Raw genomic sequence first — 24,863 nt, 5'->3', positions numbered from 1 at the left:
CTCGAACTCGGCGGCTGGCTGGTGCCGGCGGCCGAACGCGCGCGGCGGCTGCGGCTTGCCTTCGCCGACTTTCCGCGGCTGGCCGAGCGCGTCGCGCCTGCTGCTGGACGAGCCCTCGCTGGGCCTGGCGCCGCGCATGGTGGCCGAGCTGCTGGCCATCGTGCGCCGCATCGCCGACCAGGGCACGGCGGTGTTGATGGTCGAGCAGAACGTGCGCAAGGCCCTGGCCGTGGCCGACATGCGCCCATGTGCTGGAGCGCGGGCGCATCGTGGCCAGCGGGCCGACCGCAGACCTTCTTCAGTCAGACGCCATCCGCCGCGCTTATCTGGGCGCCGTGTGAGCTTTTCATCCAACTTTTCCGAGGAGCACCATGCCCACCATTTATGCTGATCGGCGGCCAGGCCCAGGCCGCGTCCAACGGGGCGACGTTCACGCGCAGGAACCCGCTCGACGGGCAGGTCGCCACCACCGCGCCCGCCGCCACGGCCGATGACGCGCGCGCCGCCGTGGCCTTCCCGGCCTGGGCCGCGCTGGGGCCGAACGCGCGCCGCGCGCTGCTGACCAAGGCCGCCGCAGCGCTGGAGGCCAAGGGCGAGGCCTTGGCCGCGGAAACCGGCGCCTCGGCCATGTGGGCCGGCTTCAACGTGCACCTGGCCGCCGGCATGCTGCTGGAGGCCGCCGCCATCACCACGCAGGTGGGTGGCGAGCAGATCCCCTCCGACGTGCCCGGCAGCCTGGCGCTGGCGGTGCGCCAGCCCGCGGGCGTGGTGCTGGGCATTGCGCCCTGGAATGCGCCGGTGATCCTGGGCGTGCGCGCCATCGCCACGCCGCTGGCCTGCGGCAACACCGTGGTGCTCAAGGGCTCGGAGCTGTGCCCGCAGACCCACGGCCTGATCATCGAGGCGCTGCAGGACGCCGGCCTGCCGCCGGGCGTGGTGAATTTCGTCACCAACGCCCCGGCCGATGCGGGCGCCGTGGTCGAGGCCATGGTGGCGCACCCGGCGGTGCGGCGCGTGAACTGCACCGGCTCGACCAAGGTCGGCCGCATCATCGCGCAGACCTGCGCCAAATACCTCAAGCCCGTGGTGCTGGAGCTGGGCGGCAAGGCTCCGCTGCTGGTGCTGGACGACGCCGACCTGGACGCGGCGGTGAACGCCGCGGCCTTTGGCGCCTTCGCCAACTCGGGGCAGATTTGCATGTCCACCGAGCGCATCGTGGTCGATGCCCGGGTGGCCGACGCCTTCGTCGCCCAACTCGTCGCCAAGGCCACCCGCCTGCCGCCGGGCGACCCGCGCCAGGGGCCGGCGGTGCTGGGCTCGGTGGTGGACATGGCGACGGTGGAGCGCTGCAACCGCCTGATCGACGACGCGCTGGCCAAGGCCGCCACGCTGCTGGACCACGTCACGCGCGACATGGAGATCTACCACGAGGAATCCTTCGGCCCGGTCAATCCCATCGTGCGCGTGGATGGCGTGGAGGCGGCCATCGCCTGCGCCAACGACAACCCCTCCGGCCTGTCGTCCGCCGTGTTCGGCCGCGACGTGGCGCGCGCCTGGCAGGTGGCGCGGCGCATCGAGGCCGGCATCTGCCACGTCAACGGCCCCACGGTGCGCGACGAGGCGCAGATGCCCATTGGCGGGGTCAAGGACTCCGGGCTACGGCCGCTTCGGCGGCAAGGCCGGCATCGAGGCCTTTACCGAGCTGCGCTGGATCACGCTGCAGATGGCGGAGCGCCACTATCCGTTCTGATGAAAATGCTATTGAAATGATAGCTAATAGCCCAGGTGATACCTGGGATTGAGGCCGATTTGGCTATAAAAAGCCCCTGCGCTGCCGTGTGCGCCGCAGGGGCTTTGCCTTGCGCGCCCGCTGGCCGCCGGCGAGGTACTTAAAATGTACAAAACTCCGATTTTGTACATATGCAAATCCTGCCCCTGAGTGAATTCCGCGCCAACGCCTCCGCCATGCTCGACCTGGTGGAGAAGGGCGAGACCGTGCGCATCCTGCGCCATGGCAGGCCGGTGGCCGACCTGGTGCCGGTGCAGGCGGCCCAGGCCCAGGCCGAGCGGCAGCCCAGCTGGAAGCGGCCGGTCGAGCCGTTGCGCTATCTGCGCCCGCCGGAGAAGACCGGCGCGCGGCTGATCGTCGAAGAGCGCGGCAGCGGGATGTGAGGCCATGAACGTCCTCTTTGACAGTTCGGCGCTGTTCAAGCGCTACAGCGGCGAATCGGGCCTGGCCCAGGTGCAGCAGGCGCAGCGCCGCGCCACCCGCATCACGGTGGCGGCGCATTGCCGCGCCGAACTGGTGTCGGCGCTCTCGCGGCAGTGGCGCGAAGGGCTGTTCACCCATGACGAATATGAGCGCGTGCTGGGCGACATCGACCGGGATTTCGAGGACTTTGCCGTCGTCCCCCTGACCGATGCCGTGGAGCGCCTTGCCCTGGCCGCCATGCGCCAGGCCCCGTTGAGCGCCATGGATGCCCTGCACGTGGGCACGGCCCAGGTGGCCGATGTAGACCTTTTCGTGACGGCCGACCGCCGTCAGGCCGAGGGCGCCCGCGTGCTGGGCGTCATCACTGATTTTGTGGAAGCGAGCGGATCATGATCTACCCTGAAACCTTCGACGTCATCGTCGTCGGCGGCGGCCATGCCGGCACCGAGGCGGCGCTGGCCGCGGCCCGCATGGGCTGCAGGACGCTGCTGCTGTCGCACAACATCGAGACGCTGGGCCAGATGAGCTGCAACCCCTCCATCGGCGGCATCGGCAAGGGCCACCTGGTGAAAGAGGTGGACGCGCTCGGCGGCGCCATGGGCATTGCCACGGACGAGGGCGGCATCCAGTTCCGCATCCTCAACAGTTCCAAGGGGCCGGCGGTGCGCGCCACGCGGGCCCAGGCCGACCGCATCCTGTACAAGGCGGCGATCCGCCGGCGGCTGGAGAACCAGCCCAATCTGTGGCTGTTCCAGCAGGCGGTGGACGACCTGGTGGTGGAGGGCGAGCGCGTGGTCGGCGCCGTCACGCAAGTGGGCATCACCTTCCGCAGCCGCACCGTGGTGCTGACGGCCGGCACCTTCCTGGACGGCAAGATCCACGTGGGGCTGAACAACTACGCCGCCGGCCGCGCGGGCGACCCGCCGGCGGCCAGCCTGTCGGCGCGGCTGAAGGAGCTGAAGCTGCCGCAGGGCCGCCTGAAGACCGGCACGCCGCCGCGCCTGGATGGCCGCAGCATCGACTTCAGCCAGTGCACCGAGCAGCCCGGCGACGGCATGCCGGGCGGGGTGGGGGACACGGTGCCGGTGTTCAGCTTCATGGGCAATGCGGCCATGCACCCGCGGCAAGTGCCGTGCTGGATCACCCACACCAACGAGCGCACGCACGAGATCATCCGCTCCGGCTTCGACCGCAGCCCCATGTTCACCGGCAAGATCGAGGGCGTGGGCCCGCGCTACTGCCCGAGCGTGGAAGACAAGATCAACCGCTTTGCCGACAAGGAGAGCCACCAGATCTTCCTGGAGCCCGAAGGCCTGAGCACCCACGAGTTCTACCCCAACGGCATCAGCACCAGCCTGCCGTTCGACATCCAGTACCAGCTGGTGCGCTCGATGAAGGGCCTGGAGAACGCCCACATCCTGCGCCCGGGCTATGCCATCGAGTACGACTACTTCGACCCGCGCTCGCTCAGGAGCAGCTTCGAGACGCGCCAGATCGGCGGCCTGTTCTTCGCCGGCCAGATCAACGGCACCACCGGCTACGAGGAGGCGGCGGCCCAGGGCCTGTTTGCCGGCATCAACGCCGCGCTGCAATGCCGGGGCGAAGACGCCTGGCTGCCGCGCCGCGACGAGGCCTACCTGGGCGTGCTGGTGGACGACCTGATCACCAAGGGCGTGACCGAGCCCTATCGCATGTTCACCAGCCGGGCCGAGTTCCGCCTGCAGCTGCGCGAGGACAACGCCGACATGCGCCTGACCGAGATCGGCCGCAAGCTGGGCCTGGTGGACGACGCCCGCTGGGACGCCTTCAGCCGCAAACGCGATGCTGTTTCACGTGAAACGGAGCGCCTGAAATCCACCTGGGTGAACCCGCGCAACCTGCCCGCGAGCGAATCCGAGCGGGTGCTCGGCAAGGCCATCGAGCACGAGTACAACCTGGCCGACCTGCTGCGACGCCCGGACGTGAGCTATGCGGCGCTCATGTCGCTGGATGGCGGCCGGTACGCCACCGGCGACGTTTCACGTGAAACCCTGGGCGAAGCGAGCGAGGCGGTGATCGAGCAGATCGAAATCGCGGCCAAATACTCCGGCTACATCGACCGCCAGAAGGACGAGGTGGAGCGCGCCGCGCACTACGAAAACCTGCGCCTGCCGGCCGACCTGGATTATCTGCAGGTGAGCGCCCTGAGCTTCGAGGTGCGGCAGAAGCTGCAGAAGCACCGGCCCGAGACGCTAGGCCAGGCCTCGCGCATCTCCGGCGTCACGCCGGCGGCGGTGTCGCTGCTGTTGATCCATCTGAAGAAGCGTGGCTTCAAGGGCTTTGGCGCGGCGGCGCCGGCCGAGGCGGCTTCCGCATGAGCAAGGTGTCCACCATCGAGGAAGGCGCCGCCGCCCTGGGCCTGCCGCTCGGCGCCGCGCAATGCGCCCAACTGTCGGCCTACCTGGCCATGCTGCAGAAGTGGAACAAGGTCTACAACCTGACGGCGGTGCGCGACCCGGCCGACATGCTGACGCACCACCTGCTCGACAGCCTGGCCGTGATCCCGCCCCTGCTGCGCCAGCGCGCCAGCGTGGGGGAGGCCAGCGCGCCCTTCAGCGTGCTCGACGTGGGCTCGGGCGCCGGGCTGCCGGGCGCAGTGATCGCCATCTGCTGTCCGCAGGCCAGGGTGACCTGCGTCGACACGGTGGCCAAGAAGGCGGCCTTCCAGCAGCAGGTGGCGCTGGAGCTGCGTGTGCCGAACCTGCGCGGCCTGCATGCGCGTGTGGAGACGCTGAACCAGCCTCATGACGTGGTCTGCTCGCGCGCCTTCGCCTCGCTGCCGGACTTCACCCGCTGGTCGGGCACAACGCTTGCGGCCGACGGTGTCTGGATGGCGATGAAGGGCAAGCACCCGGCGGACGAACTGGCCGCGCTGCACCCGGACATTCGCGTGTTTCACGTGGAACAGCTGGTGGTGCCGGGCCTCGATGCGGAACGCTGCTTGGTCTGGATGCGCAAGATCACATCGAAAGGCGGCGTTACGGAAGGCGAGGGCGCTTAAACTCGTCTTTCCCCGCGCCCGCCGCATTCTCAGCTTCCCCCAGGATTTCCCCATGTTCGGCATCTCCGACTACGGTGCTTTCTGCGCCGCCGTGCTGGTTTTTCTCATGCTGCCAGGCCCGGGCACCTTCGCCCTGCTCAACTCCGCCGGCAAGGGCGGCTTCCGCGCGGGTGCCGCCGCCACCGCGGGCGTAATCGCGGGCGACCAGGTCCTGCTCTGGCTCGCGGTGGCCGGCGTGGCCGCGCTGCTGGCGGCCTATCCGGCCGTGTTCCTGGCCGTGCAATATGCTGGCGCCGCCTACCTGGCATGGATCGGCCTGCGCCTGCTCACCGCCAGAGAGGGCGCGGCCAGCCCGGTGCGCATCGAGCCGCGCCACTACGCGCGCCAGGCCTTCTTCATCACCCTGCTCAACCCCAAGGCCATCGTGTTCTACATGGCCTTCTTCCCGCTGTTCGTGAACCCGGCCACGCACCGCGGCATCCCCACCTTTGCCGCCATGGCCGCCACCATCGCCGTCATCACCGCGCTCTATGGCCTCGCCCTGGTGGCCGTGGCCCGCGCGGTCAGGCAGCAGGTGCAGTCCCGGCGCGGCCTGCTGCGCTGGCTGGAACGGCTGGCGGGCGTCTTCCTGATCGGCTTCGGCCTTCGACTCGCTTTCTCCAAATAAGTCCCCCATGGCCCACATCTTCTGCGTTGCCAACCAGAAAGGCGGCGTCGGCAAGACGACCACCTCCGTCAACCTCGCCGCCGGCCTGGCCAAGGTCGGCCAGCGCGTGCTGCTGGTGGACCTCGACCCGCAAGGCAACGCCACCATGGGCTCGGGCGTGGACAAGCGCGCGCTCGAATCCTCGCTGTACGAAGTGCTGGTGGACGGGGTGCCGATCACCGAGGCGCGCGTGCGCGCCGAGCGCCTGGCCGAGAGCGGCTGCGCCTACGACGTGCTCGGCGCCAACCGCGAGCTCGCCGGCGCAGAGGTCGAGCTGGTGCAGCTCGATCAGCGCGAAAAACGCCTGAAGCACGCCCTGGCCGCGGTCGATGCCGAGTACGACTTCGTGCTGATCGACTGCCCGCCTTCGCTGTCCATGCTCACCCTGAACGGCCTGTGTTCGGCACACGGCGTGATCGTGCCCATGCAGTGCGAGTACTTTGCACTCGAAGGCCTGACCGACCTGGTCAACACCATCAAGCAGGTGCATGCCAACCTCAACAAGGACCTGCAGATCATCGGCCTGCTGCGCGTCATGTTCGACCCGCGCATCACGCTGCAGCAGCAGGTCAGCGAGCAGCTCAAGGACCACTTCGGCGACAAGGTGTTCAACACCGTGATCCCGCGCAACGTGCGCCTGGCCGAAGCCCCCAGCTACGGCCTGCCGGGCGTGGTGTTCGACCCGCAGGCCAAGGGCAGCCTGGCCTTCGTCGAGTTTGCGCGGGAAATGGTGCAGCGCATCAAGCGCCTGTGAACAGGTTCCGCCAGGATTGCAAACAATTGTGAGCGCTAACTAACGCGCCACGCCATGGCTGCATAGACTCGAAGCCGGCGCAATCTGCGGTTACCGCGGTTGCATTCTTTATCCGGGGCGCACGTTTTGATATGAGCGTGCGCCTCGGAACGTCCTGCAGAAGAGTTTCCAGCCATGCCAAAAGATCTGCTCTCACGTGCCTCGACAGACTCGTTGTCGCAGCCTTCCTTCACCCCAAGGCACAAACGCTCGTGGGCTGCCTTGCTGGCCGTGCCATTGCTGTTCGCCGCTGGCGGGGCCTCTGCGCAGAACTTCCTGGCCAACAAGAAGTTCAATCCGACCGACATCAACGCCAATAGCTCCACGACGCTGCAATTCGATCTGTTCAACTCGACGAGCGGAAACCTGAACGCGACGCTCAAGGACACCTTGCCCGCGACGACCCCCGTGGGGCAACTCTGGTTCTTGTCCTCCGACGTGCCAGCGGTAATCCAAGGCAGCGCCACGAGCGGGTGCACCGCTGGCGTGATCACGTACTCCGACTACTTCGATCCGCCGAACAACACCAAGGCGAGAACCATTACCATCACCAGCGCTGTCGTGCCGCCACGCCCGGCCGGCACGGTCGAACCCAACTGCTCGGTCACGGTCCCGGTATACGCCGGTGCCGTGAGCGCCGACTCGAACCTGACCAACACGGTTCCCGGAACTGACGCTACGGCAACGGACGCCAGCGGCCAGTCCTCTCAATCGCAGGATTTTTCCGCAACCTTGCGCGTCCGCGCTCCGGTCGACCCGCTGCCTACCACCAAGACTTTCTCCCCCTCGCTGGTGACGGGCGGCGCGAACTCCACGCTGACCATCACTGTGCGCAACAACACCAGCAATCCGGCAGTGCCGTTGAGCGGGGTGACGTTCAACGATGCCCTGCCGGGCGGTCTGACCACCAACGGCGCGCCGACCTTCAGTAGTGGTTGCGGCTCGCCAACGACGACGACGACGGCTGCCGGTGCAGCGGCCGTGCAGATGGGGGGCGGCAGCATCGCGGCAGGCGCGACTTGCACCGTTACGGTACAGGTGACTGCGCCCGCAACCAGCGGGCCCTTGCTCAACACCATTGCAGTAGGCGGCGTGACTGCAACCGGCAGTTACAGCAACTCCGTGCCGGCACAGGCGGCGCTGTACGTACGCAACGAAATCAAAATGACCAAGGCGTTCGGCAACCCTGCCGGTAACACCTGGTATACCACGGACGCCCCAGTGCCCGCCGACCTGTATGGCACTGCCTTCAATACTTCCGCTGCCGGCGCAACGGCCAGCGTGAATCAGCCAGTGCCGGTGCGGGTGTATTTCAGCAACCCCCGCAATACCGACTTGACCGGCGGTACGCTCACGGACTCTCTGCCGGGCAGTACCGTCTCGGTCGCCGGCCCCGTGACAGGCACCTGCGGCAACCTGCCGGGCCCTATCGCGGCCGGTCAGACAACGGTTTCGATCAATGGCTTCTCCGTGCCTGCGGCCGCGAATGGCCAGCCCGGCACTTGCTATGTCCAGTTCTACGTCAAGACGACGGATGTGACGGCGGCCGCGATCAACGAGCTCTCGACAGCGGGCCGCAGGTCTGACGTGACTTTCTCGGGTGTCGACACAACACTGTTCCCCAAACAGGCGACATCCGCCAATCTGACCACTTCTGGCACGCCAGGTCCAGGCGTCGGGGATGGCACGGTGGCGACGGACAAGCGCCTTATTACCGCGGATGGCAAGTCGTATACAGGTTCAGCGCTCGACCAGGCGGCGCACGTGGAGAAGGGCGAAAAGTTCTGGATGCGCGTGGCCGCTCTCAACACCACGTTCGACGCCGACTATCAGAATGGGTCCATCGTCGACACCCTGCCTCCTGGTTTGAAGGTGGCCAGTCCGCAGACTGTGCTCTACATGCAGAATCCCCCTGCGCCGTATGGTGATGGCGCGCCCGTGGCGAGCAGCGGCTGCAGCGTGCAAGGCAGCGTTGCCGTAGGAGGTTCCGATGGCAAGACCATCACGTATAGCGGCTGGACGCTGCTCAACGCTGCCGGCCCGAACAACACTTCCCCCCGGAACCTGGGCTGCTTCTACAACATTCTGTTGGAGAGCGATGACGCCGCAGCCCCTCGCGGCAGCGATTCCATCAACACCATCAAGGCGAGCGATGTGATCGCCACGGTGGTGGGGACGTCTCGCACCGTAACGGCTACCGGCGACGTGGCGGCTCGTGTCATCGTCCGCTCCGACCTGGATACCACCAAGTCGTTCAGCCCAAGCACTATCGGCATGGGCCCGGGCGCCGTCACGCGCTTGACCATCGCGTTCAACAACAAGTCCAGCAGCGCCATTACCAATTTGGCGGTGACGGACCCCTTGCCTTCCAGCGCCAGCTTCGGCACCCTCACTGTTGCCAGCCCGGCCAACGTCAACAATACCTGCGGGGGTACGCTGACCGCGACATCGGGTGCAGCGACCGTGAGCCTGGCTGGCGGTACCGTGCCCGCCAAGGCAAGCTGCCAGATCCAGGTGGATGTGGTCAGAAACGGCGGCACCGTGGGCGACGCCACCGTCACCAACACCATCGCTACAGGCGGGGTCACCAACGACCAAGGCCAGTCCAACCTGGAGCCGGTCACGGCCACCCTGACCAAGAGCGGCAACGTTGGCATCAGCGTGGTCAAGAGCTTTGCGCAAAGCAGCGCCCTGGGGGGCCGCGCCGTACCGCTGACGCTGGACTTTACGGCCACCACGGGTAGCTCCGGCCCGCAGGACAAGATTACCTTGACCGACAACCTGCCTGCAGGAATGCAGGTGTCCCAGGTGCCGAACATGTCGACCACCTGCCAGAAGGCCGACGGCAGCCCCGCTGATGTGAGCATCGCGGCAGACCGCAGTTCGTTCACGATCTCGGGCTTCCGCTTCGCGGAGTACACCAATGGTTTGGTGCCGAACAATCGTTGCAGCCTGACGCTGAGCATGGTGCTGACCACGACCGGCAACAAGACCAACACCATACCGGCAGGCGCAATCACGACCGATGTGTTCTCCACGAACCCGAGCCCCACACAGGCCACGCTGTCGGCTCAGCCCAACACGGCCTTGCAAAAGCAGTTCAGCCCCGGCTCAGTGGCGGCTGGGCAGATCAGCACGCTGACGCTGAGTATCATTAACGTCAATGCCGTCGCGCGAACAGATTTCAATCTGACCGATACCTTCCCTGCGGGCATGACCGTGGCGGGCGCGGGCGCCACCACCTGCGGCGATGGCGTGGTGACGGCGGTCATCGGCAGCGGATCGGTATCGATCGCCGGCGGCGACGTCGGTGCCAATGCCACCTGCACCATTACGGTACCGGTTCGCGCCGCCACAGCAGGCAAGTACATCAATGACTCGTCCAACATCACGGCAACGAATTACATCGACACGACGCCTACACGCGGCGAACTGGACGTCACCCCAGCGCCGCCGACGCCTCCGACCGCGATCCCCACCCTCTCCGAATGGGGCCTGATCATCCTGTCCATGCTCCTGGCCGGATTCGCCCTGCGCCGCCTGCCGCCGCAAGCCGGCCGCCGCATGTAAGCGCCGCAACGCGCTGACCGGCACGCATCGCCGCCGCCGCGCCCGCCAGGGCGCGGCGGCGGCGATGTGCTTTGTGCGCGGGGCACAATATGGATATCCACCAAACCGGCCCGTGGCCCAGGTCCTTCCAGCGCAATCAGCTCCTGAAAACATAGCAATGAAATTCCCCACCGTACTGCTGCTGCCCGGCTGGCAGAATTCCGGCGCCGGCCATTGGCAGACCGAGTGGGAGCAGGTGCACGGCGACCAGCGCGTGCAGCAGCACGACTGGATGCGCCCGCTGCGCGGCGACTGGTCCGCGCGGCTGGAGGAGGTGGTGGCCGAAGCGCCCGGCCCGGTGCTGCTGGCGGCGCACAGCCTGGGCTGCATCCTCGTGGCCTGGTGGGCGGCGCACACGCGCCATGCGCACAGGGTGCAGGGCGCGCTGCTGGTGGCGCCGGGCGACGTGGAGCGGCCCGATCTGGCCGCGCAGATTCCGGGCTGGGCGCCCATCGCGCGGCAGGCGCTGCCGTTCCCGGCGGTGCTGGTGGCCAGCCGCAATGACCCGTATTGCGGCTTCGAGCGCGCGCAGGCGCTGGCGGCCGGCTGGGGCGCGCGCTGCATCGACCATGGCGAGCGCGGGCACATCAACGCCGAGTCGGGGCTGGGCATTTGGCCCGAGGGGCGGGCAATGCTCCAATCGCTGGCAAACACGGACTGAAGGACAGACATGGTCACCAAGAAACCCAAGGGCCTGGGCCGCGGCCTGGAAGCGCTGCTCGGCCCCAAGGCCAGCGAGGCCCCGCCGGCCGAGCCCGGCCTGCCCACCACGCTGGCGCTGGCCGACATGGTGCCCGGCATGTACCAGCCGCGCACCCGCATGGACGAGGGCGCGCTGTACGAGCTGGCCGAGAGCATCAAGGCGCAGGGCATCATGCAGCCGATCCTGGTGCGGCGGCTGCAGGGCGGCGACCACGCCGGCCAGTACGAGATCATCGCCGGCGAGCGGCGCTTCCGCGCCGCGCGGCTGGCCGGCCTGGACAGCGTGCCGGTGCTGGTGCGCGACGTGCCGGACGAGTCCGCCGCCGCGATGGCGCTGATCGAGAACATGCAGCGCGAGGATCTCAACCCGCTGGAAGAGGCCCAGGGCCTGCAGCGGCTGGTGAAGGAGTTCGGCCTCACGCACGAGCAGGCGGCCCAGGCGGTCGGCCGGTCGCGCAGCGCGGCCAGCAACCTGCTGCGCCTGCTCAACCTGGCCGAGCCGGTGCAGACCATGCTCATGGCCGGCGACCTGGACATGGGCCATGCGCGGGCGCTGCTGTCACTGGACCGCGCCGCCCAGATCACCGCGGCGCACCAGATCGCCGCGCGCAAGCTCTCGGTGCGCGAGGCCGAGGGGCTGGTGAAGAAGATCGGCGCGGAATTCAGCCTCGCCGCGCAGAAGCCGCCGGCGCAGCGCAAGGAGAAGTCGGGCGACCTGCGCCAGGTCGAGGAAGAGTTGGCCGACCTGCTCACCGCCGCGGTCGAGGTGCGGGTCAAGAAGCGCATCAGGCGCCACGGCCGCACCGAGGACGCGGGCGAGCTGGCGATCCAGTTCGGCAGCCTGGACGAACTCAACGGCCTGATCGAGAAGCTGCGCAAAACCGCCGGACGCTGACAAGGTGAAGCCCATGCGCCGGCCGCTGCCCTGGCCGCTGCCGGCATTGCTGGTGTGGGCCAGCGCCTGGGCGCTGTTCTGGCTGCTGCCGCGCGGCCTGCCGGCGGTGCTGGCGGCCACGGCCTGGGGCGCGGGCTGGAGCCTGGTCGGCGCCACGCGCATGCGCCGCCTGCTGCTGGCGCTGGGTTTTCCGCTGTCGCTGCTGGCCTCCGGCGCCGCGGCCTTGCCCCCCTGGGGCTGGCTGCCGCCGCTGGCGCTGTGCCTGCTGGTCTACCCGGTGCATGCCTGGCGCGACGCGCCGCTGTTTCCCACGCCGCTGCAGGCGCTGGACGGCCTGCCGGCGCGGCTGGCGCTGCCCGCCGGTGCCGCCGTGCTGGATGCCGGCTGCGGCCTGGGCGACGGCCTGCGCGCGCTGCGACGGGCCTATCCCCACGCGCGGCTGCACGGCATCGAATGGAGCTGGCCGCTGCGGCTGGCGTGTGCGCTGCGCTGCCCCTGGGCACGGGTGCGGCGCGGCGACATCTGGCAGTCCGACTGGAGCGGCTACGCCCTGGTCTACCTGTTCCAGCGGCCCGAAAGCATGCAGCGCGCCTGGCGCAAGGCGGCCGCCGAAATGCCTGCGGGCGCCTGGCTCGCCAGCCTGGAATTCGAGGTGCCCGGCGTGCTCCCGGACGACCGGCTGCAGACGCCGGACGGGCGGCCGCTATGGCTTTATCGGGTGTCAGGAAAACCCCTGAAATGAGAAAAACGCCCTCGAACAAGGGTTGCCACCCCCCTGAAGCCACCGTATGCTGCCCGATTCTTTTTTTTGCCACCTTCCATGGGTGGCGCTTTCGGGAACCTCCATGCATTCGATCCAGAAACTGTCCTTGGCCTGCGTGGCCGCCGCGGCCACGATGCTGCTGTCCGGCTGCGAGACCACCAACATGAAGATGGGCAGCGCCGACGCCAAAACCATGGCCACCGGTGCCGCGGCCGGCGGCGCCACCGATGGCGCCAGCGGCCAGCTCGAGCGCTGCAGCGCTCCGCTGGGCACCGTGTCGCTGATCGAGAACCAGCAGGCCGGCTGGTACACCATCCTGCGCAACGAATACCGGCTGCCGCCCACGGCCAACCTGCTGCGCCTGCTGGTGCAGCAGTCCAACTGCTTCGTCGTGGTCGAGCGCAGCGCCGCCGGCATGAACGCCATGACCCGCGAGCGCGGGCTGATGCAGTCCGGCGAGATGCGCCAGGGCAGCAACATGGGCGGCGGCCAGATGGTGGCTTCCGACTACGGCCTGACGCCGGAAGTCATCTTCAACAACAACAACGCGGGCGGCACCGCGGCCTCCCTGGGCGGCGCCATCGGCGGGCGCTACGGCGGCCTGCTCGGCGCGCTGAGCGGCAGCCTGAACACCAAGGAGGCCAGCACCCTGCTGACCCTGATCGACAACCGCTCCGGCGTGCAGGTGGCGGCCTCCGAAGGCAGTGCCTCCAAGACCGACTTCGGCGCCATGGGCCAGCTCTTCGGCGGCTCCGGCGGCGGCGGCCTGGGCGGCTACTCCAACACGGCCGAGGGAAAGGTGATTTCCGCCGCCTTCATGGACGCCTTCAACCAGATGGTGCGCGCGCTGCGCAGCTACAAGGCGCAGTCGGTGCAGGGCCAGGGCCTGGGCGGCGGCGGCCGGCTGGGCGTGGACGGCGGCGCCGCGCCGTCGCAGACCTCGGCGCCGCGCGCGGGCGCCGCAGCCGGCGCCATGTCGCTGCGCGACGCCCAGGCCAAGCTCAACCAGCTCGGCTACAACACCGGCACGCCCGACGGCAGCATGGGCCCGCGCACCGCGGCCGCGTTCCGCGCGTTCCAGAAGGACGCGGGCATTCCGCAGTCCGGCCGGCTGGATGCGGCCACGGCGGCCGAGCTGGCGAAATAGGGCCGCGCCCTCCGACGCAGCCGCGGCTTGCGAGGGCCGCGGCTTTTTTTACGCGCGCATGGTGCGCCACACGCGCAGCAATTCTCCCGACTCCATCACCAGCCCCAGGTGCAGCGACACCATGCTGAGCGCCGCCGCCTCCAGCTGCGGATCGGTGCCGCGCACCAGGTCGCGCAGCACGATCACGCGGTAGTTGTGGTTGTTGGCGTCGAACGCGGTGCTGAGCACGCAGCAGTCGGTGAAGCCGCCGTCCAGCACCACGGTCTCGATGCGCTGGTTGCGCAGCAGGAAGTCCAGGTCGCTCGGGTAGAAGGCCGACAGGCGCCGCTTGGTGTCCACGCGCATGTCGCCGGGCTCCACGCGGGTGCACCACTCGGTCCAGCGGCTGCCTTCGATGGCGTGCGCGCCGGCATTGGGGATCGGGCCCACATGCAGCGGGAAGGTGCGCCGCCACGCGGCCGGAATGCCACGTGTGTCGTCCTCGCCGCCGGGGCGCAGCGTGGAGCGCACGTGGACCAGGCGCACGCCCAGCGCGCGCACCTGCTCGTGGAAGGCGTCGAGCGGTGCCACCAGGTCGCGCGCGCGGGGCGCGGGGCAGGGGCAGTCAGGCGAATCGTCCAGGTGGCCGCGGTGCATGTCGATGGAGACGACGGCGGTGCTGGCGGGGTTCAGGTAGTCGGCGAATTCGGCATTGTCGAGCTGGCGGACTTGTTCGTAGACGTAGGCTTGCATGGGGTTAACGCCGCTCCTCGCGCAGATAGGGTTCGCCCAGCGCACCGGGCGTTTCGTCACCGCCGCGCCGTGCCAGCGCCACCCAGACCATCACGCCCAGCGTGACGACATAGGGCGTCATCAGCACGAAGTACTGCGGCAGGCTGATGCCGGCGGCGGCCAGTTGCGGGATCAGGGCCTCTATGCCGCCGAACAGCAGGGCGCCGGCCAGCGCGCGCCAGGGCGACCAGCGCGCGAAGATCACCAGGCCGACGGCGATCCAGCCGCGCCCGCCGGTCATGCCGGCGATCCACAGCTTGGTGCTGAGCACGGCGATGTAGCCGCCGGCCAGCCCGATCAGCGCCGAGCCGGCCAGGATGGCGAGGAAGCGCGTGCGCAGCACCGGGATGCCGGCGGCGTCCGCCGCCTGCGGGTTCTCGCCCACGGCGCGCAGGCGCAGGCCGGACACCGTGCGGTGGAGGTACCAGACCACCAGCGCAAAGATGAGGGGCGTGAGGTAGGCCACCACGTTCTGCCGGAACAGCCCGCCGACCAGCGGCAGCTCCACCAGCGGGCCCAGCGGCAGCACGTCCAGGCCGGTGACCGGCTGGTTGGTCCAGCCCAGCAGCGTGCCCAGCAGGCCGGTCAGCCCCTGGCAGAAGAACACCAGCGCCAGCCCGGCGATGACCTGGTTCACGCGCAGCCACACCACCATGACCGCGAACAGGATGGAGACGCTGGCGGCCGCCAGCATGGAGCCCAGCAGCGCGATACCGGGTTCGTGCACCGCGAGCTGCACGCCGACGCCGGCCAGCGCGCCGACCAGCATCAGCCCCTCGGCGCCGAGCGAGAGCACGCCGGCGCGCTCGCTGATGATCAGCCCGAGCGCGGCCAGCGCAAAGGGCACGGCGAAGTCCGGCATGTTGCCGAGCCAGTTGGCGATCAGCTCCATGGCTCAGGCTCCCTTGCGGCCGACCGCGCGCAGCCGGTGGCGAATGAAGAAATCCGACGAGGCGACGCACACCACCAGGATCGCCTGGATCAGCTGCACCATCGAGAACGGGATTTGGTAGAACACCTGCAGGCTGCGCCCGGCGACGAACAGCGTGGCCACCAGCACCGCGACCACGCTGGCGGCCAGCGGGTTGTTGCGCGCCAGGAAGGCGATCAGGATGCCCGAGAAGCCATAGCCGCTGTAGAAGGCCTGGGTCAGCCGCCCCTCCTGGCCGGCCGCCACCATGAAGCCCGCCAGCCCGGCCAGCGCGCCCGACAGCAGCACGGCGCCCAGCACCAGCCGGCGCACCGGCACGCCCACGGCGTCGGCCACACGCGCGCTGGCGTGCACGAAGCGCAGGTACAGCCCGGCGCGGCTCCGGTCCACCAGCCACCACGCGGCCACGGCCACCAGCGCTGCCAGCGCGATGGCGCTGCTGAAGCCGCCGGCGATGTCGGGCAGGCGCTCGAAGGCCTGGAACTTGGGGCTGTAGGGGAAGGAATCCTTAGGGTCCTTCCAGCTGCCGTAGAGCAGGTGCAGCAGGAAGTTGGCGGCCACGTAGTTGAGCATCAGGCTGGAGATGATTTCGTTGATGCCCAGCCGCATCTTGAACAGCGCCGGCAGCACCACCCAGGCCAGGCCGCACAGCAGCGCGGCGGCGGCCATCAGCCACAGGCGCAGCGCGGGCGGGCCGATCTGGTGGAGCGAGACGAAGGTGGCGCCGATCGCGCCCCACACCATCTGGCCTTCGAGCCCCAGGTTCCAGAAGCGCGCCCGAAAGGCCATGGCCGCGGCCAGGCCCACCATCACCATGGGCGCGGCCTGGAACAGCACGGCGCGCAGGTTCTGCGGGTCGGTGAAGGTCTGCACCACGAACTCGTTGAGCAGGTCTTCGGGCGACACGCCGGCCGCCACCAGGATGGCGCCGCAGATGAACAGGCCCACGGCCACGGCCAGCGCCAGGATGGCGGCCTGCTGCGGCCAGCCGAGCTGCTGGCGCAGCTCCAGCGTGTAGCGGCGCTCCAGCAGGGGGACGAAGCGGCGGCGCGGCGCTGGCGTGGCGGGTTCGGGTGGCGGTGCGCTCATGTGCGTGGCGGCAGGCGCCTGCGTCTGGCCGGAAAGGGGGAGGGTGAGTTCAGCCATGCGCCACCATTGCCTGTCCAACGGCTTGTCGATCCACCGGTGTGTTGAATTCCCCGACGATGTGCCCGCGCACGATCACGCCCACGCGGTCGGCCAGCGCCAGCACCTCGTCCAGGTCTTCGCTGATCAGCAGCACGGCGGCGCCGGCGTCGCGCGCGGCGCGCAGGCGCTCGTGCACCTGGGCGCCGGCGCGCACGTCCAGGCCGCGGCTGGGGCTGTGCGCCAGTACCAGGCGCGGGTTGCGACTGAACTCGCGCGCGATCACCAGCTTCTGCGCGTTGCCGCCCGACAGCAGCGCGGCCTTCTGCCGGATCGAGCGCACGCCCCGCACGTCGAAGGCCTTGACCGCCGCCGTGGCTTCGGCCTCCATGCGGCGGCGGTCCAGCCGGGCCGCGCGGCCGTAGCGGCCGGCGTGCACCTGGCCGATGCCGAAGTTCTCCGCCACCGACAGCCCGCCGGCCAGCGCCAGCCCGTAGCGGTCGGCCGGGATCGCGGCGATGCCCAGCGCGCGCCGCTGCACCGTGGTGGCGGCGCGCAGCTCGCCAAAGCCTTCGAGCGTCATGCGGCCGCCCTGCGTGGGCAGCAGGCCCATGATGGCCTGGGCCAGTTCGCTCTGGCCGTTGCCGCCGACGCCGGCCAGGCCGTAGATCTCTCCCGCGTGCACGGCGAGGCTGATGCCGTCGAGCGCGGGCGGGCCGCCTGCGCTGGCGCTGTGCAGGTCCTTCAACACCAGCCGCGCGGCGCCGCGCGTGGTCTGTGCGCGCGCGGGCGGCGGCAGCGCCTCACCCACGGTCAGGCGCACCAGCTCTGCCTCGGGCGTTTCGCGCGGGTCCAGCGTGGCGATGGTGCGGCCGCCGCGCATCACGGTGACGCGGTCGGCGTAGCGTTTTACGTCCGCCATCTTGTGCGTGACCAGCACCACGGCCGTGCCGTCGCGCCTGGCCAGCGCCTGCACGGTTTGCAGCAGGCGCGCGGCCTCGGTGTCGGTGAGCACGGCGGTGGGCTCGTCCAGGATCAGGATGCGCGCGCCGGCCAGCAGCACCTTGAGGATTTCCACGCGCTGCTGCTCGGCGACCGAGAGCCGGTCCACGCGCCGGTCCGGGTCGATCTCCAAGCCCAGCGCATGCGCCTGCGTGAGGATGGCCGCGCGTATGCGCGCCAGGCGCTGGCGGTAGCCGCTCACGTCCGCGTCGTCCACCGGCACGCTCAGCAGGATGTTCTCGGCCACGCTGAAGGGTGCGACCAGCTTGAAGTGCTGGTGCACCATGCCGATGCGGTGGCGCGCCGCGTCGCTCGGGCCGGCCAGGCGCACCGGGTTGTCGTCCACCAGCAGCGTGCCGGCTTCGGGCGCGTACAGGCCGGCGGCGATGTTCATGAGCGAGGACTTGCCCGCGCCGTTTTCGCCCAGCAGCGCATGCACCTCGCCCCAGCGCGCGGCGAAGTGCGCGTCGGCCAGCGCCACGAAGCCGTCGAAGGATTTGTGGATGCCCGCGAGCGCCAGTGCATGGTTCATGGTGAAAAAGGTCTGAAATTGAACGGTAAATCGGCCATGGCGGATTGAAGCCCAGGTGTTGTCTGGGCCTCAGGCCTCGTGCGAAAAACGAAAATCGTCCGAAAATGAATGGTCTGGGGGCGCGGCTACTTCTGCGTGACCACGCCCTTGACGTACCAGTCCATCTTCCAGAGGTCGGCGTCCGACAGCACCGCGCCGGCGGGCACGCGCTCCTTGCCGTCGCGGTCTTTCAGCGGGCCGGCGTAGATCTGCTTGCCCTTCAGCAATGCATCGCGCTCGGCCAGGATGGCGGTGGCCTTGTCCTTGGGCACGGCCGGGCCAAAGCCGGCGATGTCGGTGCCGCCGTCCTTCATTTCGATAAAAGCGCCGTAGGGCGCGGGCTTCCAGTTGCCGGCCTCGATCTTCTTCAGCTCGGGGATCAGGAACTTGTCCCAGATCCACACCGACGAGCACAGCGTGGCCTTGGGCGCGAACTGGCGCAGGTCGCGGTGGTGGCCGGTGCCATACACGCCGCGCTCTTGCGCCACGAGCTGCGGCGTGGGGCTGTCGACGTGCTGGCCGATCACGTCGGCACCTTGGTCGATGAGGGCCACGGCGGCGGCGCGTTCCTTCACCGGGTCGTTCCAGGCGCCGGTGTAGATCACGGTGACGGTGGCGCTGGGGTTCATCTTCTGCGCCCCCAGCGCGAAGGCGTTGACCGTCCAGTTCACCACGCCAAACGGGTTGGCCGCGACGAAGCCGAGCTTGCCGCTCCTGCTGGCCGCGCCGGCGGCCATGCCGCACAGGTATTGGCTCTCGTAGGTGCGGCCGTAGAAGGATTCGAGGTTCTTCCCGTTGGTGGTGCCCGAGCCGTTCAGGAAGGCCACGTTGGGGTACTTGTCGGCCAGCTCCTTGAACGCGTCGGAGTAGCCGAAGGCCGTGCCGATGACGATGTTGGCGCCGCGCTGGATGAAGCGCTCCACCGCCGGCTTGATGGCCGAGGCGTCTTCGGGCACGCCTTCCACGAACTGGATCTTCTGGCCTAGCGCGGCCTCGATCTTCAGGCGCGCCTCGTCGAAGGCCTGGGTCCAGCCGCCATCGTTCCTGGGGCCGAAGTAGATCATGGCGATCTTGGGCTTGTCCTTGAGGGTGAAGCCATCGGCCAGCGCGGGGCCCGACAGCACTGCACAGAACACCAGCGCCGCAGCGGCGCCCAGCATGGATTTACGCAACATGGGAAGACCTTTCGTTGAAGAGAAGAGGGGTGCGGGAATGCGGAGAACGGAGCGGCTCAGCCCACCAGCCGCAGCGCCGCGCCATAGCGCGGGCCCAACTCGCAGCTGTGGTGGTCGACCTGGTTGGTGTCGGCCAGCTCCAGGTTGAAGAAGCAGGCCTCGGGCGTATTGAACAGCGGGCCGGCATGCCAGGTGCCACGGTGCAGCATCACCGCCACGCCACCCGGAATGCGAAAGGCGCGGATGTCGGCCAGCGCCGGCTCGGCGTCCGGCACATCGACCTGCAGCGGCGGCGCCACCGCCATCACCCAGTCATGCCCGCCAGCCGAGGCCAGCGCCTGCGTGACTGCGCGGTGGCGCGTGATGCGGCGCACCGTCATGTCGGCATCGGTGTGGCGCCTGTGCAGGCGCATGGTGTAGAAGCGCGGCGTGCCGCGCGACAGCTCCAGCTGCGCGTCCTGCGGGCCAAAGGCAATGCCGTCTTCCAGCGCGGCCATCACCGTGCCAAAGGGGGCAAAGGCCTGCGGCGTGAGCGGCTGGATCGGCAGGTCTATCAGGGCAAAGCTTGCGTACTTCATGCGGGGTCCCGCAGCGGCGCGGCATGTTCGGTAGGAGCGGAATGTGCGGCTTCGAAGTCGTCGGGCAGCTCCAGCTCCACCTCGGCATAGCGCTGCAGGCCTTCCAGCAGCGTGCCTTCCTGGTCCAGGAACAGGCGCTGCGTCAGGCCGCGCACCAGGCGCGGCAGCGCGTGCTTGTGGCCGCTGATGGAGGTCGAGTGCGGCCCGTGGCTGACGTAGCTCGCGCTGTTGAAGGCGAACACGCGCGTGACCCAGTCGTCTGCCGCCTGCTGCGGCAGGAACTCGTAGTGCTCGCCCAGGTAGGGGTGCGCGCCCAGCGTCTCGCTGGCCTGCGCCGGCGGCGGCGCATAGCGCTGGTGCCAGCGCGCCACGCGCGGCGCCAGCGTCTGCAGCTCGGGCCGGGCCGCCAGGTCAAAGGCCTGGCCGGTGGCGCAGATCACGTGGTCGAAGCGCAGCTCGCCCTGCGGCGTGTCGATGGCGATGTCCTGCCCCGACCAGTGCACCTGCTGCCAGCCGCAGGCCGCGCGCAGCCGCAAGCCGGGCAGCGCCAGCGCACGCCGGACGCTGCCGCGCGGCGGCGGCTGGTCCACGTCGCGGAAGTGCCGCGCCACCTGCCAGCGCGTGGCGTCGCCCAGCCGCGCGTAGTGCGTCATCAGTCCGGCGGTCTCGATGTGGCGGTGCGGGTTGATGCGCGGCAGGCGGTCACGCCGGAAGCACAGGTCCACCGACTGCGCGCCGGCTTCCAGCACCGCCACCGCGTTATCGAAGGCCGATGCGCCGTGGCCCAGCACGCCCACGCGCTGGCCGCGCAGCGCGCTGAAGTCGATCGCATCGCTGGAGTGGTGGCAGCGCCCGGCCGGCAAGGGCGCCGCGATGAAGGCCGGCACGCGCCAGGCGCCAGCGCCATCGCTGCCGGTGGCCAGCACCACCAGGCGCGCCAGGCGGGTGCGCGTGTGGCCATGGCTGCGGGTGTCCACCGCCAGCAGGCCGGGCTGCGGCGCGGGGCGTAGGTCCAGCACCTCGACCTCGTTCTCTACCGGCAGCGCCAGCGTGGCGCGGTACCAGCGCAGGTAGTCCATCCACAGCGTGCGCGGGATGCGGTCCATGCCCTGCCAGGCTGCAGCGCCAAAGCGGGTGGCGTACCAGCGCTGCACACCCAGCGCGGGCAGGCCCAGCTCCATGCCGTTGAGCTGCTTGGGCGTGCGCAGCTCGGGCATGCGGGCAAAGCTTTCCCACACGCCTTCGCTGCCGGCGCGTGCGCGGTCCAGCACCGCCACGTTGGCCACGCCCTGCGCCTGCAGCATGGCGCAGGCGGTCAGCCCGCTCTGGCCGCCGCCGACGATCAGCACGTCATGCACGTGCGCGCCGTCGGCACGGGCCGGTTGCACCCAGGCGCGCTCCGGGTAGGCCAGGGCGGCCAGCTCCGCGCGCGCCTGCACCGCCAAGGCCGCCAGCGCCTGCTCGGCGCCGCGTACTTCGGTGGGCAGCAAGGCGGGTGGGTGGCCCATCACATCATGAAGTTGATGCGGAACACGTTGCCTTCCGGGTCCAGCAGCACCGCCTGGTACCAGTGGTAGTAGGTCTCGTAGGGCGCCTTGACCAGCGTGGCGCCGGCCGCCAGCGCCACCGGCACCATGCGGTCGACATCGGCCTGGCTGTCGACGTCGATGTTGAGCAGGAACTTCACGCCGCGCGTGTCTGAGTGATCGGACAAGTGCAGCAGCTCGTAGGCATCGAGCGCGTTGAAGCCCAGGCTTGATTTGCCGGTATCCAGGCCGCGAAAGATGGGCGAGCGGATAGCTTCGATCTCTTCGAAGCCGAACACGCGCTGGTAGAAGCCGCTGAGTGCGACTACGTCCCTGGCGAAGACGTTGACGTAGGAGAGGTGAGGCATGTCAGTTGCGTGTTGCTGGTGTTCGGTATGTGTGCACTGGCCACCGGGTACTCCCCTCCGCGAATGTCCCCCGGCCTGCGGCCTCCTCCTTGATTTCGCTGCGGGGAGCACCCGGCGCCCTGTGCACGGGGCACGCTGTGCTTGTGCGGGCGACCATTCAGGCCATCGCCTTGGTTCCACCAAAAGTCGTCTGCTTGACGAACTTCGACGTGAGATGGTCGCCCGACGTAACCGGCGCGTACTTGGGGGCCTCGCCCGGCGCCAGGCAGCTAGGCAGGCACTCCACCATCGCGTCGTAATTGGGCTGGTGGAAGAACACCAGCGACTGCCGCCGGTTGGTGCTGGCCACCTCGAACGGCGGGTTGCTTACGCGGTGCAGGGTGGACACCCACTGGTCGTTGGTCCACTGCATCATCAGGTCGGCGATGTTCACCACCAGCCCGCCCTCCACCATGGGCACGTCCACCCATTGGCCGGCCTTGTTGAACACCTGCAGGCCCTTGTCGTCGGGCAGCACGATGGTCAGGCTGCCGTAGTCGCTGTGCGCACCGGCGCGCAACTGCCCGGGCAGTGGCGCCTCTTTCTGGGGCGGGTAGCTCAGCACGCGGAACATGCTGATGTGCTTGTCGATCTTGTCGTCGAAGAAGAACTCGTCCAGCTTCAGCGCCAGCGCGAAGATGCGCATGAGCGAACGCGACAGCGCGCTCATGGCGTCGAAGTATTCCGTGTACGCCTCCTGGAAGCCCGCGATGTCCGGCCAGCTGTTGGGCTCGAAGTGCGCACCGGCGGCGGGGCCGCGGTGGTAGTCGTCCTCGGGCACATTGCTGGGCCCGATCGAGAAGGACTCCTTCAGGTCGCCCGGCGCCTGCTCTTCCAGGCTGTACGACAAGCCTTCTTCGCCCACCGCGCTGAAGCCGCGCACCGCATCGTCGCGCGGGCGGTCCACCCGGCGCTTGTCGGCCAGCGGCAGCGCAAAGAAGGCGCGCGACGCGGCAGACACCCGGGCAATCAGCTCGGGCGCGATGCCGTGGTGGGTAATCACCAGAAAGCCGATGCCGCGGCAGGCCTCGTCCACCTGGCGTGCCACGGCGGCCTTGCCCTCGGGGGTGCCGGCAAAGTAGGGCGCCAGGTCGATGATCGGTACGGACAACAAGGTCATGACTCGGATCTCCACGCACGCCGCGCACGGGGAAATCCATGGCGGGCTGCATGGGTTGGGCGGCATGCAACGTCCATGCCAGTTGGACCAAATGGACAAACCGTTCCGGTCGGCCGTGGCGGGCCCTACAGTGGTGCGCCGCGCCGGGTACGGCCTGTGCAAGGAAACCCAATACCGGGGTTCCGTTCGCCCCGAGCGGAGCAGGGTTCAAATGAACAGCATTGCGGCCATTCCGCACACCAACGAATTCAAGGAGGCAGGCCCACATGCCCAAGACCAAAGGCCTGGCGCTGGCTGAAGCCCAGGGCGCGCGCAGCGGCGCTCCATCCAAGCGCGTGGTGGCCAAGCGTGCCCCTGCCGCACGCAGCCCCACCGCCGTGAACCGCCGGCTGCGCCAGATCGAAGACAAGCGCAGCACCATCCTGAGCGCAGCGCTGGGCCTGTTCTCGCGTTTTGGCTTGCATGGCACCAGCGTGGACCAGGTCGCTGCACGCGCCGATGTGTCCAAAAGCAACCTGCTCTACTACTTCGCCAACAAGGAAGATCTGTACGTCTCCGTGCTGCGCAACCTGCTGGACGTCTGGCTGGAACCCCTGCGCGGCTTCAGTGCCGAGCAGGACCCGCGCCAGGCCATTGGCGACTACATCCGCCGCAAGCTCGCCGTATCGCGCGACAGCCCGGAGGCCTCGCGCCTGTTCTGCCTGGAGATGGTGCAGGGCGCACCGCTGCTGCGCGACGAATTGGGGCGTGAACTGCGCGATCTGGTCGAGCGCAAGTCCGAGGTGATCCGCAGCTGGGTCGCCGACGGCCGCCTGGCCCCGGTCGAGCCGCACCACCTGATCTTCGCGCTATGGGCCACCACGCAGCACTACGCCGACTTCGGCGTGCAGGTGCAGGCACTGACGGGGCGCACGCTGGAGGATCCGGAATTCTTCGAGGAAGCGGTGGCCAACGTGCAGCGCATCGTGTTGGATGGGATCGCGCCAGCGCCCCTGGGGCGCTGATCAAAGCTATGGACCCGGTATTCCAGACCCTGGAGACACCCCGCCTGATCCTGCGCCCCTGGCGCGACAGCGACCGCGCGCCCTTCGCCGCCATGTCGGCAGATGCTGAGGTCATGGCGCACCTGCTCGCCTTTGCCTCGCCCGAGGCGACGGATAACTGGATCACCCGGCAGCAAGCGCATCTGGCCGCACACGGCTTTTGCTTCTGGGCGCTGGAGTCCAGGGAGTCTGGTGAGTTCATCGGCGCGGCGGGCCTGCTGCGCATCGGCTACGACGCCCACTTCAGCCCCGCCGTGGAAGTGGGCTGGCGCCTGGCCCGCCCGTTCTGGGGCCAGGGCTACGCCCCGGAAGCCGCAGGCGAGGCCCTTCGCTTCGGCTTCGAGCAAATCGGGCTGCAAGAGATTGTGGCCAACACCGTGCCGGCCAACCATAACTCGCGCCGGGTGATGGAGAAGATCGGCATGTCGCATGACCCGGCGGATGACTTCGATCATCCCCTGGTGCCGGTGGGGAGCCCGCTGCGCAGGCAGGTGCTGTATCGCCTGTCGCGCGAGGGCTGGGCGGCACGGGCCTTGCGCCCTGCCACGCAGGCCGGCTTGTGATGGAACGGCGCGAGCTCGCCGTAGAAGTCCAGGGGTGGTCGTGGCCGGGGTCGGCCATTAGGGCAACGCTGAACAAGTCCCTCGCGTGTCGCGCATCCCTGCTGTGGGCGGTCTGCGGCGTTGCAAATCCTCGCCATAGCTGCGGCTATGGCTGCGGTTTGCGCCTTGCATCCCATCCCACACC

Annotated in this window: 22 protein-coding genes and 1 pseudogene; 14 read left to right on the top strand and 9 right to left on the bottom strand. The window is 69.0% G+C overall.

The window, feature by feature from the left end; translation table 11 throughout:
• Positions 1-384 precede the first annotated feature (384 nt).
• The 12 genes and pseudogenes from JHD63_RS09990 to JHD63_RS09935 all read left to right on the top strand — a co-directional run bounded on the left by JHD63_RS09990 (position 385) and on the right by JHD63_RS09935 (position 13,867).
• A pseudogene (locus tag JHD63_RS09990) lies at positions 385-1,750 on the top strand (aldehyde dehydrogenase family protein).
• A 170-nt stretch (positions 1,751-1,920) separates the two neighbouring features.
• Entirely contained in the window at positions 1,921-2,172 is a 252-nt protein-coding gene (locus tag JHD63_RS09985; RefSeq protein ID WP_198970600.1) for a type II toxin-antitoxin system Phd/YefM family antitoxin, read from the top strand.
• A 4-nt stretch (positions 2,173-2,176) separates the two neighbouring features.
• On the top strand, positions 2,177-2,605 hold the full coding sequence (locus JHD63_RS09980; protein WP_198970599.1) for a type II toxin-antitoxin system VapC family toxin: 429 nt from the start codon (positions 2,177-2,179) through the stop codon (positions 2,603-2,605).
• The gene (gene mnmG / locus JHD63_RS09975) at positions 2,602-4,569 is read left to right on the top strand and encodes a tRNA uridine-5-carboxymethylaminomethyl(34) synthesis enzyme MnmG (protein ID WP_198970598.1); all 1,968 of its coding nucleotides are present in this window, start codon (positions 2,602-2,604) and stop codon (positions 4,567-4,569) included. Before JHD63_RS09980 ends, mnmG begins: the two co-directional genes overlap by 4 nt.
• A complete protein-coding gene (gene rsmG / locus JHD63_RS09970) occupies positions 4,566-5,252 on the top strand; it encodes a 16S rRNA (guanine(527)-N(7))-methyltransferase RsmG (RefSeq protein WP_198970597.1) in 687 nt (228 codons plus the stop codon). The genes mnmG and rsmG overlap by 4 nt, the downstream gene beginning before the upstream one ends.
• Before the next feature lie 52 nt (positions 5,253-5,304).
• Positions 5,305-5,919, top strand: coding sequence for a LysE family transporter (locus tag JHD63_RS09965; RefSeq protein ID WP_198970596.1), 615 nt, complete (start codon positions 5,305-5,307; stop codon positions 5,917-5,919).
• A gap of 7 nt (positions 5,920-5,926) precedes the next feature.
• Entirely contained in the window at positions 5,927-6,712 is a 786-nt protein-coding gene (locus JHD63_RS09960; RefSeq protein ID WP_198970595.1) for a ParA family protein, read from the top strand.
• A gap of 174 nt (positions 6,713-6,886) precedes the next feature.
• Positions 6,887-10,321: an IPTL-CTERM sorting domain-containing protein gene (locus JHD63_RS09955; RefSeq protein ID WP_198970594.1), complete on the top strand. Its 3,435-nt coding sequence runs from the start codon at positions 6,887-6,889 to the stop codon at positions 10,319-10,321.
• Positions 10,322-10,478: 157 nt separating this feature from the next.
• Positions 10,479-11,021 carry an RBBP9/YdeN family alpha/beta hydrolase gene (locus tag JHD63_RS09950; RefSeq protein ID WP_198970593.1) on the top strand — a complete coding sequence of 181 codons (543 nt, stop codon included), beginning with the start codon at positions 10,479-10,481 and terminating at the stop codon, positions 11,019-11,021.
• Positions 11,022-11,030: 9 nt separating this feature from the next.
• Positions 11,031-11,957: a ParB/RepB/Spo0J family partition protein gene (locus JHD63_RS09945; protein WP_198970592.1), complete on the top strand. Its 927-nt coding sequence runs from the start codon at positions 11,031-11,033 to the stop codon at positions 11,955-11,957.
• 13 nt (positions 11,958-11,970) lie between these two features.
• Complete coding sequence (locus JHD63_RS09940) at positions 11,971-12,699, top strand: class I SAM-dependent methyltransferase (RefSeq protein ID WP_198970591.1); 729 nt, start codon at positions 11,971-11,973, stop codon at positions 12,697-12,699.
• Positions 12,700-12,802: 103 nt separating this feature from the next.
• Complete coding sequence (locus tag JHD63_RS09935) at positions 12,803-13,867, top strand: peptidoglycan-binding domain-containing protein (RefSeq protein WP_198970590.1); 1,065 nt, start codon at positions 12,803-12,805, stop codon at positions 13,865-13,867.
• Between the two features lie 48 nt (positions 13,868-13,915).
• On the opposite strand, the gene JHD63_RS09930 is transcribed toward JHD63_RS09935, so the two are convergent.
• The 9 genes from JHD63_RS09930 to JHD63_RS09890 form a co-directional block, all read right to left on the bottom strand.
• On the bottom strand, positions 13,916-14,599 hold the full coding sequence (locus JHD63_RS09930) for a cysteine hydrolase family protein (protein WP_198970589.1): 684 nt from the start codon (positions 14,597-14,599) through the stop codon (positions 13,916-13,918).
• Between the two features lie 4 nt (positions 14,600-14,603).
• On the bottom strand, positions 14,604-15,530 hold the full coding sequence (locus JHD63_RS09925; protein WP_198970588.1) for an ABC transporter permease: 927 nt from the start codon (positions 15,528-15,530) through the stop codon (positions 14,604-14,606).
• Positions 15,531-15,533: 3 nt separating this feature from the next.
• A complete protein-coding gene (locus JHD63_RS09920; protein WP_198970587.1) occupies positions 15,534-16,658 on the bottom strand; it encodes an ABC transporter permease in 1,125 nt (374 codons plus the stop codon).
• A 49-nt stretch (positions 16,659-16,707) separates the two neighbouring features.
• Positions 16,708-18,228 (bottom strand): ABC transporter ATP-binding protein, encoded by a 1,521-nt coding sequence (locus JHD63_RS09915; RefSeq protein WP_198970586.1) that lies wholly within the window; start codon positions 18,226-18,228, stop codon positions 16,708-16,710.
• 125 nt (positions 18,229-18,353) lie between these two features.
• Positions 18,354-19,442, bottom strand: coding sequence for a BMP family ABC transporter substrate-binding protein (locus JHD63_RS09910; RefSeq protein ID WP_198970585.1), 1,089 nt, complete (start codon positions 19,440-19,442; stop codon positions 18,354-18,356).
• Between the two features lie 56 nt (positions 19,443-19,498).
• The gene (locus tag JHD63_RS09905) at positions 19,499-20,020 is read right to left on the bottom strand and encodes an ureidoglycolate lyase (RefSeq protein WP_198970584.1); all 522 of its coding nucleotides are present in this window, start codon (positions 20,018-20,020) and stop codon (positions 19,499-19,501) included.
• A complete protein-coding gene (locus JHD63_RS09900) occupies positions 20,017-21,510 on the bottom strand; it encodes an NAD(P)-binding domain-containing protein (RefSeq protein WP_198970583.1) in 1,494 nt (497 codons plus the stop codon). Before JHD63_RS09900 ends, JHD63_RS09905 begins: the two co-directional genes overlap by 4 nt.
• A gap of 17 nt (positions 21,511-21,527) precedes the next feature.
• On the bottom strand, positions 21,528-21,914 hold the full coding sequence (locus JHD63_RS09895) for a VOC family protein (protein WP_198970582.1): 387 nt from the start codon (positions 21,912-21,914) through the stop codon (positions 21,528-21,530).
• Positions 21,915-22,071: 157 nt separating this feature from the next.
• Positions 22,072-23,073 (bottom strand): isopenicillin N synthase family dioxygenase, encoded by a 1,002-nt coding sequence (locus JHD63_RS09890; RefSeq protein WP_198970581.1) that lies wholly within the window; start codon positions 23,071-23,073, stop codon positions 22,072-22,074.
• 266 nt (positions 23,074-23,339) lie between these two features.
• Here JHD63_RS09890 and rutR point away from each other — a divergent pair, with 266 nt between their 5' ends.
• A complete protein-coding gene (gene rutR / locus JHD63_RS09885) occupies positions 23,340-24,077 on the top strand; it encodes an HTH-type transcriptional regulator RutR (RefSeq protein WP_198970580.1) in 738 nt (245 codons plus the stop codon).
• A gap of 8 nt (positions 24,078-24,085) precedes the next feature.
• Positions 24,086-24,679, top strand: coding sequence for a GNAT family N-acetyltransferase (locus tag JHD63_RS09880; RefSeq protein ID WP_198970579.1), 594 nt, complete (start codon positions 24,086-24,088; stop codon positions 24,677-24,679).
• Positions 24,680-24,863: the final 184 nt, after the last annotated feature.

The sequence above is a fragment of the Xylophilus sp. ASV27 genome (genome assembly GCF_016428875.1).
In the GTDB taxonomy this organism is placed as follows: Bacteria; Pseudomonadota; Gammaproteobacteria; order Burkholderiales; family Burkholderiaceae_C; genus Xylophilus.
Note: the sequence above shows the minus strand (reverse complement) of the source record. Positions and strands in the feature narration are given on the sequence as shown.

Excerpts from the sequence above, each read along its gene's own strand:
- JHD63_RS09985 (WP_198970600.1), top strand. The coding sequence starts at position 1,921 with ATGCAAATCCTGCCCCTGAGTGAATTCCGCGCCAACGCCTCCGCCATG.
- JHD63_RS09980 (WP_198970599.1), top strand. The coding sequence starts at position 2,177 with ATGAACGTCCTCTTTGACAGTTCGGCGCTGTTCAAGCGCTACAGCGGC.
- mnmG (WP_198970598.1), top strand. The coding sequence starts at position 2,602 with ATGATCTACCCTGAAACCTTCGACGTCATCGTCGTCGGCGGCGGCCAT.
- rsmG (WP_198970597.1), top strand. The coding sequence starts at position 4,566 with ATGAGCAAGGTGTCCACCATCGAGGAAGGCGCCGCCGCCCTGGGCCTG.
- JHD63_RS09965 (WP_198970596.1), top strand. The coding sequence starts at position 5,305 with ATGTTCGGCATCTCCGACTACGGTGCTTTCTGCGCCGCCGTGCTGGTT.
- JHD63_RS09960 (WP_198970595.1), top strand. The coding sequence starts at position 5,927 with ATGGCCCACATCTTCTGCGTTGCCAACCAGAAAGGCGGCGTCGGCAAG.
- JHD63_RS09955 (WP_198970594.1), top strand. The coding sequence starts at position 6,887 with ATGCCAAAAGATCTGCTCTCACGTGCCTCGACAGACTCGTTGTCGCAG.
- JHD63_RS09950 (WP_198970593.1), top strand. The coding sequence starts at position 10,479 with ATGAAATTCCCCACCGTACTGCTGCTGCCCGGCTGGCAGAATTCCGGC.
- JHD63_RS09945 (WP_198970592.1), top strand. The coding sequence starts at position 11,031 with ATGGTCACCAAGAAACCCAAGGGCCTGGGCCGCGGCCTGGAAGCGCTG.
- JHD63_RS09940 (WP_198970591.1), top strand. The coding sequence starts at position 11,971 with ATGCGCCGGCCGCTGCCCTGGCCGCTGCCGGCATTGCTGGTGTGGGCC.
- JHD63_RS09935 (WP_198970590.1), top strand. The coding sequence starts at position 12,803 with ATGCATTCGATCCAGAAACTGTCCTTGGCCTGCGTGGCCGCCGCGGCC.
- JHD63_RS09930 (WP_198970589.1), bottom strand. The coding sequence starts at position 14,599 with ATGCAAGCCTACGTCTACGAACAAGTCCGCCAGCTCGACAATGCCGAA.
- JHD63_RS09925 (WP_198970588.1), bottom strand. The coding sequence starts at position 15,530 with ATGGAGCTGATCGCCAACTGGCTCGGCAACATGCCGGACTTCGCCGTG.
- JHD63_RS09920 (WP_198970587.1), bottom strand. The coding sequence starts at position 16,658 with ATGAGCGCACCGCCACCCGAACCCGCCACGCCAGCGCCGCGCCGCCGC.
- JHD63_RS09915 (WP_198970586.1), bottom strand. The coding sequence starts at position 18,228 with ATGAACCATGCACTGGCGCTCGCGGGCATCCACAAATCCTTCGACGGC.
- JHD63_RS09910 (WP_198970585.1), bottom strand. The coding sequence starts at position 19,442 with ATGTTGCGTAAATCCATGCTGGGCGCCGCTGCGGCGCTGGTGTTCTGT.
- JHD63_RS09905 (WP_198970584.1), bottom strand. The coding sequence starts at position 20,020 with ATGAAGTACGCAAGCTTTGCCCTGATAGACCTGCCGATCCAGCCGCTC.
- JHD63_RS09895 (WP_198970582.1), bottom strand. The coding sequence starts at position 21,914 with ATGCCTCACCTCTCCTACGTCAACGTCTTCGCCAGGGACGTAGTCGCA.
- JHD63_RS09890 (WP_198970581.1), bottom strand. The coding sequence starts at position 23,073 with ATGACCTTGTTGTCCGTACCGATCATCGACCTGGCGCCCTACTTTGCC.
- rutR (WP_198970580.1), top strand. The coding sequence starts at position 23,340 with ATGCCCAAGACCAAAGGCCTGGCGCTGGCTGAAGCCCAGGGCGCGCGC.
- JHD63_RS09880 (WP_198970579.1), top strand. The coding sequence starts at position 24,086 with ATGGACCCGGTATTCCAGACCCTGGAGACACCCCGCCTGATCCTGCGC.